Here is a 16559-nt window from a genome sequence, read left to right on the forward strand (position 1 = left end):
TGCCGGACGTCAGACTTTAACAATAGCGTCATGTCTGATGTTTCCGGAGCAACACGTGAATTTCCAGCAGCTAAAAATTATTCGGGAGGCGGCCCGTCGGGATTTCAACCTGACCGACGTTGCCAATATGCTGTATACCTCGCAGTCAGGCGTCAGCCGACATATTCGGGAACTGGAGGATGAGTTAGGCATCGAAATCTTTATCCGCAGGGGAAAGCGTCTTCTAGGCATGACCGAACCGGGTAAGGCGCTGTTAGCGATCGCTGAGCGGATCCTTAATGAAGCCAGTAACGTCCGGCGTCTGGCGGATCTGTTTACCAACGACACGTCCGGTGTGCTTACTGTCGCCACAACCCATACCCAGGCGCGCTATAGTCTGCCAGACGTGATCAAAGCGTTCCGCGATATTTTTCCGGAAGTTCGTCTGGAGTTGATTCAGGGCACGCCACAGGAAATTGAAACCTTACTGCATAATGGTGAGGCGGACATTGGTATCGCCAGCGAGCGGCTGAGTAACGATCCGCTATTGGTCGCATTTCCGTGGTTTCGCTGGTATCACAGCCTGCTCGTGCCTGTCGAACATCCGCTGACGCAGTCCTCTCCGCTCACGCTTGAGGCCATCGCACAGTGGCCGTTGATTACTTACCGTCAGGGCATTACCGGGCGTTCGCGTATTGATGAGGCGTTCGCACGTAAGGGATTGCTGACGGATATCGTGCTTAGCGCGCAGGATTCCGACGTAATTAAAACCTACGTCGCACTGGGGCTGGGCATTGGTCTCGTGGCGGAACAGTCCAGCGGCGAGCGGGAAGAGGGGACGTTGGTGCGCCTGGATACCCGGCATCTCTTCGACGCCAATACCGTTTGGCTGGGGTTGAAACGCGGGCAGTTACAGCGCAATTACGTCTGGCGATTTATTGAGTTATGTAACGCGGGCCTGTCGGTTGAGGAGATTAAACGGCAGGTGATGGAACCGGACGAGGGAGTGATTGATTACCAGATATAAAGCAAAAAGCCCGCTAAAAAGCGGGCTTCTTTAAATCTGGCTCCTCTGACTGGACTCGAACTTCATCTGTATCTCCTGTTATTACTGGCTTTGTTAAAGTTAAATATATTTTTACCAACATATTTACCATCATTATTGTTTTCTTATCAATAAAATGTCAATTAAAAACAATTGGTTGTTGTCATAACCATCTAACTATACGCATCTTATTTAACTTTAATTATCAACATGATATTGTCGTTATCCTCTTTAAAGTAATTGATATAAAACAATTATTTATTTTTAAGTAAAGAAAAAATGTTTAGTCAAGATGAATGCTCTTACATCCAAGATCACTTCTCTCCTCTCACACTATTCTGAAAACCTGCACCTCTTTACTACTTTCTCTATCATGTTGAATGGGTTAACTTTTATGAAACACAAAAGCAATCGGTAGAACAATGACTACACAAAAAGAAATGGAAGAAATCAGGACTGCATTATCTTGGTTTGATGTACGCCGATACGATGGCCTGAAAGACCTGACCCTAGAACAAATCTATGCTGAACTTGAAAGACGGATGCTGGCTTACAAAACGAGACAGCAATGGGATACAGCAGGCAAAAATAATCAAATGCAGGCTATATACCATGAGGCGAAAATCCGATGTGGTGATGCGATACTTGAATCAAAATGGATTTCAGACAATCAGAGACTCTCACATAGCTATGCTGTCAGACCAATGACCAGAAGTGCATTATTGAACTATGGGCGGGCTATGTATCGGCTGGAGACTTCAGAGCAAACAGACCCTGTTGCTGTGAGTTCTGACTACATCTCTGAGTATCTGAAACAAGGTGGCATGAATCCTGCCAACAAAATACTGGTTGAAATTGACTTGGAAGAAGCCAGCAGCGACGATCTCGCAGAACACCTGAAGGTGCTGATTGCTCTATGGCAAAAGCAGCTTAAAACGGCAAAACCACCAAAACGAACTTTTCGGTTTGGTCATAAGACTTTTCAAAGAATACTTGATTACAAAGTCATCCCTTTGATGGATTTGATCTCATGGGAACAGCTCTACAACGAAGGTAAGAACATACCTTTCAACATCTTAGCTGACATTCTACATGGTACTGGTGGGATTCGGAGCCGTGATAACATCAAAGATACTGATTATGATTACGCGAAAAGTTATCTTGATAACGATGAGTACTTCAAGGTTTTAAATGATTTTTATATTAAAAACAATATGTTAAAGGACTGGAAGATCACTGACGTGATAACATTTAACGATAAAGCCACAGATAAAAACAAAAAGTAAACACAAGGGATGTTCACAACCTGCGAACGTCCCTATAAAGAGTCTCCCTCCAAAATTTCCGCGAAACTCACGGTTGGTGAACATCCCTAGTTTAGAATCAGCCGAAATCCTAGAATTATCTCCATCGAACAACACAGGAGATAAACATGGTTCAAAACAAAACAGATAAAACTTTAAAACTTATTCGCTTATCAGAAGTAATAAGGAAAACCGGGTTCGGCAAGACGTGGATTTATAAACTTATCAGCGCGGGGAAGTTCCCCAAACAAATAAAAATCGGTGACAGAGCTGTTGCTTTCATTGAAAGCGAAGTTGATGAGTGGATTTATAAAGCTATAACTGCTTCTCGTAATACATCTAACTAATAAAAGGAAAATAACATGAAAAATATAAATGTGCCTGAGATATCATTTATCTTTGATAATGATAAAACTGAAGTTTTCTCAAGAATGGCAATGGATAACTTAGCTCTTTATGTGGAAAACATGTTTAAGATAATGGGTGATCAATTTGAACGTCATCTTTATGATAAAAAATATATGAATATGGTTATGGATCATATTATTTATATCACAAAACCAGACTTCCTCAAGTGGGTGAGAGACAATAATGTTGGGGAATGTATTTTTTTGATTGATGAAGTTATGGAAGATTTAAAATACTCTTATAGAGAGTTCAAAAAAATCTATCCTAAACTTGGCATTAAATAAAGAGGAAGAAATCATGAATAAAGATCTGAAAAAAGAAGCAAACAAGACATTACTGCATTTATCTAAACAATGTTTTGAATTGCGTGTGAGTTCTATTATTCAGAACCATCCTGAACAAGTAGAACAACTCAAGCATGAAGAAGCTTTTATGATGAATACTTATAAGGACAGTATTAAAGTAGCAAAACAGATGTTCCCTAAAGTCGTAAGGAATACATTCTTTGATGTAAAGTTATCACTAAGACTCATTGATAACGATTTTATATTGAAAGCATTAAAGGCATTTCATAAACAAATGGATTTTATGATAGATTCTCAAAAGTAGTTTTTTTAGCCCCGTATTCAGGGGCTGAAAATAAGAGTAAGTTAAAATATATCATGTAAAAATGAGGAGTAATCATGACTAAAAATATTGAAAGTAAAAATACATCTACTGAGTTGTTCTATGATCTTGCAAAGCGTTCTTTTGAAGCGAGCTGGAAAACAATGCAGGATATGTGTAGTGACAGCATTTCGCATCTTGTCGATGATGCTGATTTTATGAGTGCATTTATAAGGATAACGATTAATCATGTTTGTCATAACTTTGACAAGTTAACCGCGCAGGAAGGCCATCATGGGAATATTGAAGAGGTTAACTACGAAGAAGTAGCAGAACGGCTTGTACGTAATGCTTGGGTGTATTGTTAATACCTGCGACTACTTTTTATTAAATACTAAATATCAATAAGAGAGGATATAAATGAAAAAAAACAAAATGAATAAAAAAGATGAAACGATGATCTTTGCAATATCAGTGACATTAATGTTATACGTAAACAAGATTTACGGTATGGCAAGTGTAAATGATGAAAATGTCATGACTTTCGTTAAGGAGCAGGATGCCATTGATTTTGCGCTACGTGTTCATATGTTAGAGGTTCTAAAGGAGTTTGATTATTACAAAATCCTTTTTGGTACGGGGAAAGAAAGAAAGGAATATATCGATATGGCAGAGTTATTGAATAGAGTAATGTTTTATCATGGTAAGTATATTAAGGATATGTTGATAAGAAATCTGGAGGAAGGAAAATCTATGGATGATTATGGTGTGCTGAACTGGAATCTGGATATAATGAGATAATATCAGAAAAAGATCCTTTAGAGGGATGTATGAGTATATTAATAGTGTAATGCCGGAATGGATTCTGGTATTACATATAGCCGGATTTTTAAAACCGTCAAATTATATTGACGGCCTTAGAATGATCAGATTGCGAAGTCTTCAAGTGTTTTACCTTCTTCAAGTATAGTTTTAGGAGTACGACCCTGACCCGTCCAAGTCTGCTCATTACCGTTTTCGTCTGTATATTTGTATTTAGCCGGACGGGGTGCACGTCGGGATTTTATTGTTGCTTTCGCTAATGGGGAGGTCAGTGAAAGGAGTTCAGCAGGATCAATACCATCTTCCAGCATTCTCTGGCGGAAAGCCTCTAGCTTAGCCTGATGTTTTTCCTGCTCTCGACGGGCAGCATTTTCTTCTTCACGTCGCACTTCGATGATAACAGAGAGCTTTTCCACCATTTCTTCCAGTGTTGCCAGATCGGTTTCACGTACCTTTACGCGAAGTGTACGTATGTTGTTTAATACCTGAAGTGCTTCACTGATAAATTGCCGTCCAGTGTTTAAGAAAATTTTTATGCAATTGATGTTATGCCTAAGCATATTAGGCAAAAATGAATATAGCAAAGTTGTTAACTTAATCAACAGGATTCGTTACAGTTTTCTTAAAATTATTGGGCCAAATCTTATAAAGACATTCTCCTTCTCATCTTGTCTGATGTTCTAAATGATAAGGCAATGTTTGATAGCTGTTCAAAACTCAACTCAACTCAACTGAACGCTGGAACTCAAGAGCGGCCTCTGTACGTTGTTTTATCACCAGAGCAATAATTTCGGCATCACTTTTTTCTTCGATGGTTTTCCTGTAAAGTATACGTTCATGAAATTTATCAAGACTTCCTGAAGCTTTAGCAGCAGTGTTAGCTGCTGAGCTACTTATAGGATTAAGCTCACTAATAAAGCTAGCCAAAAGAGATTGTCTTTTCTTATCCAGTCTGCGCAGTGTGGCATGTGCAGACCTATATTTTTTTATTTCATATGCAAATGCATCATCATCGCGTAGCTTACGGTATCCTGTTCTATATTCATCCATTGATGGATGATTTTTGAGTTCTTCAATTGTATTAAAATATGCTAATAAATCACTATTGTCTAATTGAACCTTTCTCATGTATCGCTTCATTATAATAATAAATATCAATATATTTTATTAAATATACGGGAGGTGTCAAATTAATTGGTTTATTTATTTATTGATGAGTCGTGATGTTATTTTATCAAATAACAAAAGATATCAGTGCCATATATTTACTAGTTGTTAATTTAAAATATAATAAATATATTAGCAAAATATATAGGTGATAATATGAAAGAGAGTACGTGGGAAGAAATATCAGAAATAAATGAAAGGTTTTATAAGGCAAAAGCTGACGCAAACAATAAAATATTTAATGCTGATACAGGAATAGATAATGAAGCCTTAAAAAGGGTTCAACAAGCAGTTTTAAAACAGGGGAATAGAGGTCTTGCTGAAGAGTTGCATAAAGCTATGTTTGAGAATAGCGCTGTAATGAGAGTTAAACATGCGGAGCGAGTTTCAAGTTCATTGAACGAATGGTTTAATGTTAGTGCTTTTAGCGATAAAATAAAATCAGAGGGAGATGTCAAGGAAAGAGATGTGGTGGCATCTAAATCCGAAGCCTTCAAAGACGCACCTTATTTTTCTGTTGGTATGTATCAACATAATATAGATGAACCAGATGTAAAGGATGCTTATATAAAAAGGGTAGAACAATTAACCAAAGATATGGAGTATCAGGTTAGTTTTGCGGTTAGTAGAGAAAGCCATATGAACAATACCATTGAGGCCGCTAAACAGCTTTTAGGGGTTGAGGTTTTCAATAAGCTTTATGCTGGAGAGTCTTTAGACATAGCGCCAACACCTGAGTCTGTATCTGAATCAAATGTTATAGTGAAAGAACAGGCAGAAGTTAATAACTTAAATGATATAATAAATGTAAACGAACAGTTTTACCAAATAAAAAAACAAGCGGATGAGAAAATATTTAATGCTGATACTGGTATTGATAATGCTGCATTGAAAAGAGTTCAGGATGAAATACTCAAGCAAGGCAATAGAAATCTTTCAGAAGAAATTCATACAGCAATGTTTGATAATAGGGCTGTAATGAGAGTTAAACATGCTGAGAGAGTATCCAGTTCTTTAGGTGTATGGTTTAACAAAGAAGGCTTTAATGAAAAAATAAAAAATGAGGGTGATGTTAAAGAAAGGGATGTCGTCGTTTCCAAATCGGAAGCATTTAAAGATGCACCTCATTTTTCTGTTGGAATGCTTCCTGCTGATATAAATGATCCAGTAGCAAAAGATGCTTATATAAATAGAGTTCAGACGCTAACTAAAGAGATGGCTTCTCAAGTTGATTTTGCTGTTAAAAGAGAAAATCATATGAGGAGGACATTAGATGCAGCTAGAGAGTTTTTGGGTGTTGAAGTGTTTAATAAACTTTATACTCAGACGCATGAAAAGGTTATAAGCTTTAAAGACAAATTAAAAAATGTAAAACAGTCTTTATCTGAACCTGTTTCTCAGGATATGAGAAGTAAAAATAGAATAAAGTTCAATTAACAATAATGATAAAAAAAATCACCTAGACTGTGTGTAATTTCCATTGTTCGCCTCAGAGTTTACCTCTAACATGGTTATTTACGAGAGCTTAAAATGGCTCATGACGAGCCTTTTATGATAATAGTTTAGCTTTAAAATATTCCATGAATATCACCATGTGAATCTTTAACTCTCTAAAGAATTTGATGGATTGTCTAAACATCATAAGTGGAACAAGTTCAATGTCTTCAGATTCACGTATAAAATCATCATCTAAATATTTTTTAATTTTCTTCCTATTATCGAATGCAAAAATATCGGCGTAATTTCTTGCTGCCTCTAAGGCTATCTCCCTTGTGGGTTTAGTAATGTATTTTAAGGCACCGCCACAGTTCTTTACAGCCATTAACTGTAATTCATAAGATGGGTTAGGTATCTGACCAAGAGCCATTCCATTGCTATTCACGGCGACTTTATAAAAATCATTTAATCTTTCTTGCTTAATAAATGGGATGACATATTTAAGGTTGTAGCCATTGTTACGAACCGCTATATTACACAACTCCTGTGTAGGGTCTTTTAAATACTGTATATTTGCCCCTGATTTTTTTAATATTTTTTTACACAGAGAGTATGATGGTTCATTTTTGAATTCTAAAACATTTGCTGCATGTAGTATGCTGCCACCATTTCTTTCTAAATTTATATCGCTATTGAGTTTATCTAAGTAGGGTTTATACTCATCTTCAATATCTGAGCATGAAACTTTATAAATAGAGTTTTTTGCATAATATGAAGGGATAGGTTCATAGTAATATTTCTCTCCATCCATTTGGAATAAAATGATGATACCATCGAAATAACTATTTCCACGGACTATTATTTTGCTTTTTTTCATAAAAACCTCTTTTTAATGTTAATGACTGTTGTATGTTTTCTTCATTATCAATTTCCTCAGTAAAATCATCAAACACGTTGTTTGCTGATACTGAGTTGCAACATCAGGAGTCGAGAGGGAGGATTTATCATCTTAATTATTTGCTTTTTTACCTTTGTCAATATATATAGTATCTTCGCAAACTGTGATAAATACGGTTTCTTTTCCTTCACTGGTTGTTCTCAGTATGGGATTTAATATTCTGTACTGGCCCTACAGAAAGAGATTCGCATTGATCATTGTATGTTTTCCTTCTTGCACCAGAATGTTTTTACTTATAAGTTTCTTCCAGCATTTACTTACGTTAGATTTACTCATACCAAGTTCTTCTGCGAGAGCGGATTGTGATACGCTGGCGATTAAGTTTTCATGCTGCATGAGCTTACATAAACGGATCATTATTGTATATTCTGCACCAGACATGTTCTTTCCGAGCTTTTCCAGATTATCTACAAAAGTGTGAACATAGGCTATTCCCCGTTGTATATCAAAACTATGTTCTTTGTTTACATTTACTGTTGCTTTATTTTTTCTGTTTCTATTGTGGAATCCGTATATCTCTAGCTTTTGCTTATCAGTAAAATGATTTCCGCATATATAATCTTCCACTCCTTCACTGCTTAAGGTCATTATTTTATTGTAATCAATGCTCATGTATTTTCCTTTTTTATTATTGTATTTATTTATATAATGCAGAGCAATTCATTGTCAAAAATAAATGTGAAAAAAGGAAAAATAATACACTTTTGCGAAATTACGTTCACTGCTTTCGGTGACTTTTAACTAGCGGGAAATTTCCACAAAGGAAACTTTGCTTTCAGTACAGGAAGCTTTCATTGTGAAATATCTTTTAAATATAATGGGTTTAATAATCTTAACGTAGCGTGTGCCGGTTCAATGGCACCGTTTGATTGTCGTTTATATGTTTACTTTTAATGATAAACAGCAAGTGATTGTTTTATACAATCACTAACCACTGCTGGTTTTTAGTGACATTTAATTGTTTTTCCTTTACTACATAGCGGCTATCGCCGCAATTCATTATGAATAAATCCATCATTACAGGGATGAACCCTGTTCCAGCAATGTGATTGTCTTGAACAATCACGAAGTGCTGCTTCTGTGAATATCTTTCATGCGTTGAAGGGTGAATAGTCTGTTTTACAGAGATAACACTAAACTCGATTATAGGGTCTGTTTTAAGACTGAATGATGAAAAGATCTAATCCGATCCTTTTCGACTTTACTAAATTAGATGGAAACTGCATAATCAAAGTGAACATATATTAATATCAGCGTCAGGGCGTAGCCGTGCTTTAGCACATGAGCGTCAGCTCATAGATGGTGGTGATTTTCAAAAAAGGATTTTAATGGAATAAAAAGGAAAGCTTTACAATAATAATGCAACCGGAAATGGCTAATCATTTTTGTCTTGAAACCCCATGTGGCGATCATAAAAATCGCCCGGTTTCTTTTTATCCTCTTAAGTATTATCTCTTACTTCTTACAAAATTAAATTAAGACAAAATCGGCTTGTAGCCCTTGCTGTATAAGGCATGGAACGAAAAAACGTGACTGACCGTACAGTCAGTGTTCCTGACTCTGTGGTCAGTATTCCTGACTGTACAGTGAGCTTTCCTGACTCTGTAGTCAGTTTCTATGTCATTTTTAACCTATAAAATGACAGTGCTTTAAATTATCGTCACTGGAATACTTGCGATTTCTAAAATATTTTCGCAAAAAAATATGCAAAAAACTTGATATCTATTTTGTGCATGGTATTTAATTGTAAATAAAATAATAAGAGGTAATGTCGTGATGAATGAAATAGAAGTTGATTTAGATTTAGGATTAAATCCTTTTTGCTTTGAGACCGAGATAAAGATTGAAACAAGAAAGAAAAACCTGACTGTTTCAAGAGGCACAGAACTTATTGAAAGGAAGGATACCAGCAAATCTTATTTTGCCAATATCGTACATACACAAGAGGTCGATAAAGAAGAGTTCATTAAGCTCTACACTTCCCAGATAAAAGCATATTTTGACTTAACGAAAACAGCATACAAGGTGTTTTTCATATTTCTCCGTATCTATCAGGATGCGATAGGTAAAGATCACTTTTACCTGAGCTGTAAAAAAGCAATGTCGCTTGCGGAAAAAATAGACCACTTCGTTTTGTCTGAATCTATCTTTTACAGAGGAATAAAAGAACTTATTGAGAAGCGTATTATTGCTAAAACGAATGAAAAAAACTGGTATTTTATAAATCCTGCTATTGTGTTTAATGGTGATCGTGCTCGCTTTGTTTCAGAGATTATAAAAAAGAAAGAGACAATGGAAGAACAAACCGAAAATGATTTTGGTACGCGCGATACAAATAGTAATGCTGAAGTGAAAAGCAGGTCGATTCAGTCAGTGATAGAAGATGTTAAGGACCAAGAGGATATTGATTTGTTAATCGCAAGATTGCAGGCTAAAAGATCCCAAGCGAAGATGATGGATAAAAGCACGGATGGAGCTATTGCTACCAAGGGAGAAATGCTTTTACCGCCAGAAGAACCGTTAGATTGGGATAATATTCAGGGCGAAGATTTGTTCACGAAGGTGATATTCAGAGAGCGAGTAAATTAAGGTGTACACGAGTATCTCATGTGGGGATGTAATATTGCTTGAGTTAAGTTTTATCATTCTAAAACAAATGTAGTATCGAAAATATAAAAAGGGAAGATAAAAATGAATAATTTTAAAATAATTACGCTCTTTCATGAAAATGGAAAAATACCATTTATGACCTGTATAGTTAAAGGCATTGAAGAGCACGAGCAAGGTGTATAACTTACCCTTGAAAACGGTAATAGCATCTATGCTAAAGATTACGATTATTTTTTCCTGTCTGAATCAGCGGATGATTGTGATAAGGAACGAATGGTTAATGTTTATAGAAGGTTAGCCTCTGAACTCAGCCAAGTCAGCAAAGAGACAATAAGATCGCTGATGTCAGAAACCAAAATCTACAACAGCCTGTCTCCCAACACGCCCCGTTAGTTTTCTGGATGATGATGGGTACTGCAGGATATAAGCCAATGCTTCATATACGTCGAAGCTGATAAACGGCGCTTGGCCTGCAGGACCTACGTGAAGCCTTAGCTGAAGTATGCTGTAATCTTCAGGAACGGTGAGTTCAAACATGAAATTGAGGGCGATCTTTATGGGCCATCATCTCAGACTGTCGATAGAATTAATATTGCGGTTGCGTTGTGTGAGAATGAATCATAAAATGAGAGTTAGATATAACTTTTTTTACAATTAATTATTATGAAGGTTGCGATGAATAAAATAGTTAATGAAATTAATGGTGATTTCTTTATCAATGATGAGAAAGGGAAAAATATATCAGGTAAGTTAACAATATATGAGGATGGCTCATTTGAACTTAATACTGACAAACCATTTAGTAATAATGATAAAGTAATAGAAGAAAATATATACTGTAAGTTTAGTGATTCTTATATTTCAATCCCCAGTCCTATGTATAAAATAAAAACAACGGGTGGAATAAGTTTTGGGTGTGAGCCAGTACAAAAATGTATTTTGTTTGGTTCTATTCTTATAGTTGGCACTAGTTATTTAGATGATGTGAGAAGTTTAAAGATAAAAGAGTTCTCTTGTAATATTGACTGTGATAATTGGTTTTTTGAAAATTGTTATCATGAAATTCAAAACTATGATAATTTGATGCAAAAAAAAGTATCATTAAAATATAATGATGTTAATATTATTATTACATCAACACATTCTTTTCAATCAGGGAAAAGAACCTCTCAAATAGCTATCGCATCCAATAAATTATTGGACTATGATTACGTGCAAGATGTATTACACAAAGTCATTACTTTTATATCATTTGGTGCAAAAAATATAGTAAGGCAGTATGGATATAAAATAATTGATGATGAAGATAAGGTTTTTACAATTAATTACAAGCCTTCATTTTCAAGCGAAACGATTCAAGGTAATAACTTTTGCTTGTTCCATTACAACACTAATGATGTCCAGAATGTTTTTTGTAAATGGAATTTAATCATGAGTGAAGCAGAGCATTTGCTGAGATTATATTTTCTCCCTAGCATGAATAAATTGGACTTGGTTTTAAAGTTTATAACATACTCTCAAGTAATTGAATGTTTGCATAGGAAATTAACTAAAGATAACGATAAAACCTATATACAAAGAATAGAGGATGTTATTCTTGATGAAGCATATGTGGATTTTCTCGACAATGAATCTCGTGAAGGGTTAGATGTTTTATTAAGGGATACGAGAAATTATTATACGCATTACAATGACAGCAAGTATACAAATATTCCAGATGGTATAGATCTATTCTACTTAACGTTAAAGTTGGAACTGTTGATTGAGCTTTTCATACTTAAAAATCTTGGTTTCTCTTATGACGACTTTGAAAAAATTAAATTTAATGTGATAGACCATAAATTGAGAAGGAGAGAGAATATGGAGAAGTATCGCTAGTTATATTCCTATTAGTCATGTTAATGATATAATCCAGAGCAAGAAATAACTCTTGGTTAAATAGGGTATCTATCATATAAAATGAGAAAGCACTGATCTAACTATAGCTTTCTCATTTAGCAGGATGTAGGCATCACAAATAGGTGGATAATAGAAGAAGGTGTGCGTCTACAGTGTCAATGAAGCTCAACGCTGGTGAGGTTCATTGACACTATTGGTATTTAAGCGTAGATGATAGGATTTGGCCGGAGTTTTATATCATTCAATCCAGCAACCCACGAGAAACCTTACTCGCCGTCTGACTGAAATTATATCGCTCAACAACATTCCCCTTGAACCAGATCTCAAGGGAGTTCATGTGAGCTGTGTTGCTGTTTTTAAGCAGGGCCAGACCGGGGATGTAGTTCGAGATCTGACTCTCGCCTGACATGCTGGAGTAGGACCACATTTCCTGACCGTCATTGGTAGCTCGCGTTTGTGGTTCCCCGAATGCATTAATTACATCTTGCTGAGTAGTTTTCCCTTTAACGATTTTGGCTTTTACGGTTTGTTGGGATTCGTCTTTCAGAGATTTGTTGCCGTAGGTTGTGCAAGCGGTAAGAGGCAGGCTCACCAGAGCAGCGATAAACAGTTTTTTCATGTTAACTCCATATAAACAGTAAACGAAAAAATAGGCGTAAAGACGCCGGTACCAGATGTGAGATACCTCTGGCTACTTAAATTTGTGTTAATGGCTGAAGAAGAAAGCCGCTTATCAAAAGCCTGTGAGTTTTTATCTAATCAGCTAACGGCATCCTTCATGGTTGTTTTCCCTGATGTTGCATTAATCAAAGCTATTTAAAGGCCATAAATCGACATTAACCGCTTATCTCATGGTCCAACGCTCTATCCACTTGAATCAGCTCGTAAACTGTCTGGTGGTCCTCTGGTTTACTCTACTCATTAACGATTCCTCTAGCAAGAAAATGATCGATATTACAGATCGATAATAAGCTATTGATAGATAATAACGATTGAAAGTGATTTATCGATCGGTGTTTTAATTGGTCCTATCGATCGAATATAAAAATATGATAGCCTGCATCTATCGTTAATTTTATTTTGATCGTTACAAACGATATGACGGCCCACAAAAATAATTGAATCCTATCAATTGGTTAATCAGGTGGTTTTGTTGCGTTATGCCAGTAAGAACAAGCCTTAACGACTACAGATGCGCTGCAGACTACCTCTTTATAAAAGCATTTTTGATTATCAGGATGGATAGGAAGATGAAGAAGATTTTACTCGTTACTTGCACAGCTCTTGCTTTGACGGGATGCGGTGAAAAAGGCGATTTTGAGAAAGCGATCAACGCGAAAATATCACAATCGAAGCTGTGCTACTCCCTGCAGGACAACGACATTGTATTCAACAAAGGTTTTCCGATTAAGGTTAACCGTGGCTACCGTTCTGCTGGATACAGTGCCAGTGATGAAATCCTTAAAGGACTTGTTGAACAAGCGCTGCTTACTGTTTCACAACAGGTAAATGGCTTTAGCAGTGTTGATGTTCTGGAAGTCACGGACAAGGGCCAAGAGGTTGAGTTTTGGGACCGTGAGAAAGGTGCCTGTGTTGGTCATCGGGAAGTTTCTGAGATAAAGGAATGGACCGAACCGGGAAACGGTGATCAGAAAGTTGTTCGCGTGTCATATACATGGAAGTTGGCGGATGTTCCTTCATGGGTGGACAAGAAAGCGTTCTCCAGCGTCAAGGGTATGAATGAACCGGAAGATGGCATGATTAATCTTGTTAAAACCAGTAATGGCTGGAAAGCGATTTAAGGGACTATCATGGAAAACAATACAATCCAGTGTCCGTTTTGCCTGAAAGAGAGCAAGCGCGGTGTGCATGTGTGTACTGGCTGCATGGCGACTGTCTTATATGGTGCTTATCCACAATGGTATGCTGCCGTAGCTATCTTCCTGACATTTGGACTGTCTATTCTTATCGGTATGTCTGCGGGGATTGCTGGAGCTACTATCAGCCTACCAATAATTGCTATTGTGGCCTTTATAGCTGGCAAGGCTATCTTCTCTGACAATGTTGTGTTCAGGAGGAGGATGTAAAACTCCCTTACTGTAAGTGCAAAAGAACCATGTCTGTGGATCTAGATGTGGTTTTTTTGCATAATAAATGATTTTATATTCCAAAATGACATATTTAATAAGTTGCCTGTCAGGCAACACTAGGTTATTATCAAATCATGGACGAACGAACTCGTTTGTCTTTGCTCTTTAAAAACCTCTAGGATCGGTAAAGGACTGAGTGAAATTTTCAGTCAACCATTTCTCCAATACGAGACGTGGCCCATGTCCCTCTTCATTGTGATCGTAACTTTATGCGAAATGCATGTTGCAATCGTATATCTACGATACGGCATTGTTTAATGCTGAAATGGCGGGGTATCCAATCAGTTGTGTTGGATGGGTGTTGGCTGGCTTTGTCTACGGTGTGCAACACGATCCACAGGACATTTTGGCGGGGATGCAAGTTGCATCGTGTTGTTAAAATGAGAGGTTTTTATGAAAGATGTTTTAGACACTTTGCGCCGAGTGCGTGAGAAGAGCAAACACACTGTAGACAATAGCTCTTTGAAAGAACTGGATGATGCAATACAAGCCCTTGAAGAGAGAATCAGGGAAAATTCAAAAGGCTGGTCTGCCTTAGATTATCTTCCCTATGTTGCTAGGATCTTGGCTGTAGTTAAGTTTCTACACGGTGATTCTGATATTCATTGATTTCTACCTACTAAGGAGATTTGTTATGTATCCATCTTCATTTTTTGAACGAGCAGCCAGCCATGTCAATCCCATTGTCTGAGGTACATTATGTTAGATATTGGTTCAACCATTAAACTATGCCGTGAGACACGTAAGCTCACACTACAAGAACTATCAGATAGAACGGATTTAACTAAATCTTATTTATCTCGTATAGAAAACAATCAAAGAGACCCTACTATTACAGCATTAGAAAAAATATCATTAGCGCTACATATTCCACTAAATATCATTATTCTTCTTTCTGAAAGTGAAGAGGCAAATGATGAGTTTTCTGATATCAATAATATGCTCAAAAAAACTATAATGGATACATTAGTTAATGCATAAAAATTGGAGTTATTCAAATAGGCCACTTGCTAATATAGAGTCTCTATTCAAAATACTAGAAACAAACGAAGAGAGGCTCGCTTATGTTTTAAAAAACAAAAAGAGTTATTTCAAAGCGGTACCAGTAATAAGGAAAGGAAAAAAAAGAACGACGTATAAAGTAGTTGGTGAGTTATTAAAAATACATGAGCTTATTAAACAGCGTATTTTTTCTAAGATATCACTCCCGGAGTATATTACTGGAGGTAGGAAAGGAGTCAGTTATTTAGATGATTGTATATTCCATTGTGATAAGTCAATTATCATTCAAGAAGATATGAAGGATTTCTTTCCTTCTATAAAAGAAGAACTGATAGCTAAAGCATTTCAATATTACATGAACTTCTCTCCTGAAGTTTCATCATTAATAGCCAAGCTATCAACACTTGAAGGTTCACTTGTTCAAGGAACTAAGTTAAGTACTGACATTGCCAACTTGGTATTTTTAGAAGAAGAGACTCTTATCAGTGAGGAAGTCGGAAAATTAGGTGGAAATTACACGAGATATGTCGATGACATAACTATTAGTTTCGAATCAGAAGTTAATAATGAAGATATTTCAAAAATAAAAACAATGATTTCGTCAATGGCGCTCAAAAGTGGGGTTAGATTAAATAGACAGAAATCAAAAGTTTTAAGGAATGGTCATTCCAAAATCGTACATGGTGTAAAAGTAATCAAAGAGCTTAGGCCAACACAAAAAAGAAAAGATAGTATAAGAATGTGTCTTTTCAATTTGAAGAAAAAAGTAATTGAAAAAGAAAGCATTATGGATATTCTTGCATTGTATTTTAAAATTAGAGGATTAATAAATACATTAAAGCAGCAAGGCGATAAAAATCATGCAGAGTATATAAAACAAGCTAATCTGCTAGTTGCTGCTGTTAATAAAAAGGATGCAATAAGATCAATCAGGGAGATGAGAAAAATTAAGGATATCAGGAAATTAAGAACATTATATTCAAAGTTAAAACCATTAGGTAATTCATCTAAAAGTGTATCTGCCATTTTGGATGTTGAATATAAAACCTGCAAATGTAAGCTAAATAGCTAACTGATCGATAAATTATGGGGGAATTAGCTTATTTATTGACACGATAACTGTATGGTCTCAATCGTGATGAATTACAAATATTGCTCATCTTTCGTAATTT

Annotated in this window: 18 protein-coding genes and 2 pseudogenes; 15 read left to right on the forward strand and 5 right to left on the reverse strand. The window is 36.3% G+C overall.

Annotated features, from left to right (window positions below; genetic code table 11):
- The first annotated feature begins 55 nt into the window (after window positions 1-55).
- From cbl to OGY07_RS04680, 7 genes are all read left to right on the forward strand, one after another.
- Window positions 56-1006, forward strand: coding sequence for an HTH-type transcriptional regulator Cbl (gene cbl, locus OGY07_RS04650; protein WP_286599002.1), 951 nt, complete (start codon window positions 56-58; stop codon window positions 1004-1006).
- A gap of 440 nt (window positions 1007-1446) precedes the next feature.
- Window positions 1447-2310: a DUF6387 family protein gene (locus tag OGY07_RS04655; RefSeq protein ID WP_180777246.1), complete on the forward strand. Its 864-nt coding sequence runs from the start codon at window positions 1447-1449 to the stop codon at window positions 2308-2310.
- Between the two features lie 146 nt (window positions 2311-2456).
- The gene (locus OGY07_RS04660) at window positions 2457-2675 is read left to right on the forward strand and encodes a helix-turn-helix transcriptional regulator (protein WP_000250490.1); all 219 of its coding nucleotides are present in this window, start codon (window positions 2457-2459) and stop codon (window positions 2673-2675) included.
- Window positions 2676-2690: 15 nt separating this feature from the next.
- A complete protein-coding gene (locus OGY07_RS04665; protein WP_032260079.1) occupies window positions 2691-3020 on the forward strand; it encodes a hypothetical protein in 330 nt (109 codons plus the stop codon).
- 13 nt (window positions 3021-3033) lie between these two features.
- A complete protein-coding gene (locus OGY07_RS04670) occupies window positions 3034-3345 on the forward strand; it encodes a hypothetical protein (protein WP_180777245.1) in 312 nt (103 codons plus the stop codon).
- 74 nt (window positions 3346-3419) lie between these two features.
- Complete coding sequence (locus OGY07_RS04675; RefSeq protein ID WP_058674321.1) at window positions 3420-3710, forward strand: hypothetical protein; 291 nt, start codon at window positions 3420-3422, stop codon at window positions 3708-3710.
- Window positions 3711-3762: 52 nt separating this feature from the next.
- Window positions 3763-4143, forward strand: a complete 381-nt coding sequence (locus OGY07_RS04680; RefSeq protein ID WP_180777243.1) for a hypothetical protein — start codon at window positions 3763-3765, stop codon at window positions 4141-4143.
- A gap of 125 nt (window positions 4144-4268) precedes the next feature.
- Here OGY07_RS04680 and OGY07_RS04685 read toward each other — a convergent pair whose 3' ends face one another.
- On the reverse strand, window positions 4269-4667 hold the full coding sequence (locus OGY07_RS04685; protein WP_180777380.1) for an H-NS family histone-like protein: 399 nt from the start codon (window positions 4665-4667) through the stop codon (window positions 4269-4271).
- A gap of 140 nt (window positions 4668-4807) precedes the next feature.
- A pseudogene (locus tag OGY07_RS04690) lies at window positions 4808-5292 on the reverse strand (DUF4756 family protein).
- A 195-nt stretch (window positions 5293-5487) separates the two neighbouring features.
- Here OGY07_RS04690 and OGY07_RS04695 point away from each other — a divergent pair.
- On the forward strand, window positions 5488-6768 hold the full coding sequence (locus OGY07_RS04695) for a hypothetical protein (RefSeq protein WP_180777241.1): 1281 nt from the start codon (window positions 5488-5490) through the stop codon (window positions 6766-6768).
- A gap of 112 nt (window positions 6769-6880) precedes the next feature.
- On the opposite strand, the gene OGY07_RS04700 is transcribed toward OGY07_RS04695, so the two are convergent.
- Window positions 6881-7645, reverse strand: coding sequence for a hypothetical protein (locus OGY07_RS04700; protein ID WP_047361946.1), 765 nt, complete (start codon window positions 7643-7645; stop codon window positions 6881-6883).
- A 31-nt stretch (window positions 7646-7676) separates the two neighbouring features.
- A pseudogene (locus OGY07_RS04705) lies at window positions 7677-8338 on the reverse strand (hypothetical protein); the annotation flags it as partial.
- Between the two features lie 1164 nt (window positions 8339-9502).
- Here OGY07_RS04705 and OGY07_RS04710 point away from each other — a divergent pair.
- Together OGY07_RS04710 and OGY07_RS04715 are read left to right on the forward strand one after the other, a co-directional pair.
- Window positions 9503-10315 (forward strand): hypothetical protein, encoded by an 813-nt coding sequence (locus tag OGY07_RS04710; RefSeq protein ID WP_047361944.1) that lies wholly within the window; start codon window positions 9503-9505, stop codon window positions 10313-10315.
- Between the two features lie 696 nt (window positions 10316-11011).
- On the forward strand, window positions 11012-12214 hold the full coding sequence (locus tag OGY07_RS04715; RefSeq protein WP_180777240.1) for a HEPN domain-containing protein: 1203 nt from the start codon (window positions 11012-11014) through the stop codon (window positions 12212-12214).
- A gap of 262 nt (window positions 12215-12476) precedes the next feature.
- Here the strand turns inward: OGY07_RS04715 and OGY07_RS04720 are convergent, their stop codons facing one another.
- Window positions 12477-12854 carry an SEN1984 family lipoprotein gene (locus tag OGY07_RS04720; RefSeq protein WP_047361940.1) on the reverse strand — a complete coding sequence of 126 codons (378 nt, stop codon included), beginning with the start codon at window positions 12852-12854 and terminating at the stop codon, window positions 12477-12479.
- A gap of 631 nt (window positions 12855-13485) precedes the next feature.
- Here OGY07_RS04720 and OGY07_RS04725 point away from each other — a divergent pair.
- The 5 genes from OGY07_RS04725 (at window position 13486) to OGY07_RS04745 (ending at window position 16459) form a co-directional block, all read left to right on the forward strand.
- Window positions 13486-14037, forward strand: coding sequence for a membrane lipoprotein lipid attachment site-containing protein (locus tag OGY07_RS04725; RefSeq protein WP_180777238.1), 552 nt, complete (start codon window positions 13486-13488; stop codon window positions 14035-14037).
- A gap of 9 nt (window positions 14038-14046) precedes the next feature.
- Window positions 14047-14322, forward strand: a complete 276-nt coding sequence (locus tag OGY07_RS04730) for a hypothetical protein (protein WP_180777236.1) — start codon at window positions 14047-14049, stop codon at window positions 14320-14322.
- A gap of 456 nt (window positions 14323-14778) precedes the next feature.
- Window positions 14779-14994, forward strand: coding sequence for a hypothetical protein (locus OGY07_RS04735; RefSeq protein ID WP_008499885.1), 216 nt, complete (start codon window positions 14779-14781; stop codon window positions 14992-14994).
- 90 nt (window positions 14995-15084) lie between these two features.
- Window positions 15085-15366 carry a helix-turn-helix domain-containing protein gene (locus OGY07_RS04740; RefSeq protein WP_072060408.1) on the forward strand — a complete coding sequence of 94 codons (282 nt, stop codon included), beginning with the start codon at window positions 15085-15087 and terminating at the stop codon, window positions 15364-15366.
- The gene (locus tag OGY07_RS04745) at window positions 15359-16459 is read left to right on the forward strand and encodes a reverse transcriptase family protein (RefSeq protein WP_047361936.1); all 1101 of its coding nucleotides are present in this window, start codon (window positions 15359-15361) and stop codon (window positions 16457-16459) included. The genes OGY07_RS04740 and OGY07_RS04745 overlap by 8 nt, the downstream gene beginning before the upstream one ends.
- Window positions 16460-16559 lie beyond the last annotated feature (100 nt).

The organism is Citrobacter sp. Cs237, from assembly GCF_030332325.1.
Classification (GTDB): Bacteria; Pseudomonadota; Gammaproteobacteria; order Enterobacterales; family Enterobacteriaceae; genus Citrobacter_A; species Citrobacter_A sedlakii.

Bases quoted from the DNA above. Each gene is read 5' to 3' on its own strand.
- OGY07_RS04700 (WP_047361946.1), bottom strand. From the start codon at position 7,645: ATGAAAAAAAGCAAAATAATAGTCCGTGGAAATAGTTATTTCGATGGT.
- OGY07_RS04715 (WP_180777240.1), top strand. From the start codon at position 11,012: ATGAATAAAATAGTTAATGAAATTAATGGTGATTTCTTTATCAATGAT.
- OGY07_RS04665 (WP_032260079.1), top strand. From the start codon at position 2,691: ATGAAAAATATAAATGTGCCTGAGATATCATTTATCTTTGATAATGAT.
- OGY07_RS04660 (WP_000250490.1), top strand. From the start codon at position 2,457: ATGGTTCAAAACAAAACAGATAAAACTTTAAAACTTATTCGCTTATCA.
- OGY07_RS04695 (WP_180777241.1), top strand. From the start codon at position 5,488: ATGAAAGAGAGTACGTGGGAAGAAATATCAGAAATAAATGAAAGGTTT.
- OGY07_RS04670 (WP_180777245.1), top strand. From the start codon at position 3,034: ATGAATAAAGATCTGAAAAAAGAAGCAAACAAGACATTACTGCATTTA.
- OGY07_RS04680 (WP_180777243.1), top strand. From the start codon at position 3,763: ATGAAAAAAAACAAAATGAATAAAAAAGATGAAACGATGATCTTTGCA.
- OGY07_RS04710 (WP_047361944.1), top strand. From the start codon at position 9,503: ATGAATGAAATAGAAGTTGATTTAGATTTAGGATTAAATCCTTTTTGC.
- OGY07_RS04745 (WP_047361936.1), top strand. From the start codon at position 15,359: ATGCATAAAAATTGGAGTTATTCAAATAGGCCACTTGCTAATATAGAG.
- OGY07_RS04735 (WP_008499885.1), top strand. From the start codon at position 14,779: ATGAAAGATGTTTTAGACACTTTGCGCCGAGTGCGTGAGAAGAGCAAA.
- OGY07_RS04740 (WP_072060408.1), top strand. From the start codon at position 15,085: ATGTTAGATATTGGTTCAACCATTAAACTATGCCGTGAGACACGTAAG.
- OGY07_RS04720 (WP_047361940.1), bottom strand. From the start codon at position 12,854: ATGAAAAAACTGTTTATCGCTGCTCTGGTGAGCCTGCCTCTTACCGCT.
- OGY07_RS04655 (WP_180777246.1), top strand. From the start codon at position 1,447: ATGACTACACAAAAAGAAATGGAAGAAATCAGGACTGCATTATCTTGG.
- OGY07_RS04725 (WP_180777238.1), top strand. From the start codon at position 13,486: ATGAAGAAGATTTTACTCGTTACTTGCACAGCTCTTGCTTTGACGGGA.
- OGY07_RS04675 (WP_058674321.1), top strand. From the start codon at position 3,420: ATGACTAAAAATATTGAAAGTAAAAATACATCTACTGAGTTGTTCTAT.
- OGY07_RS04730 (WP_180777236.1), top strand. From the start codon at position 14,047: ATGGAAAACAATACAATCCAGTGTCCGTTTTGCCTGAAAGAGAGCAAG.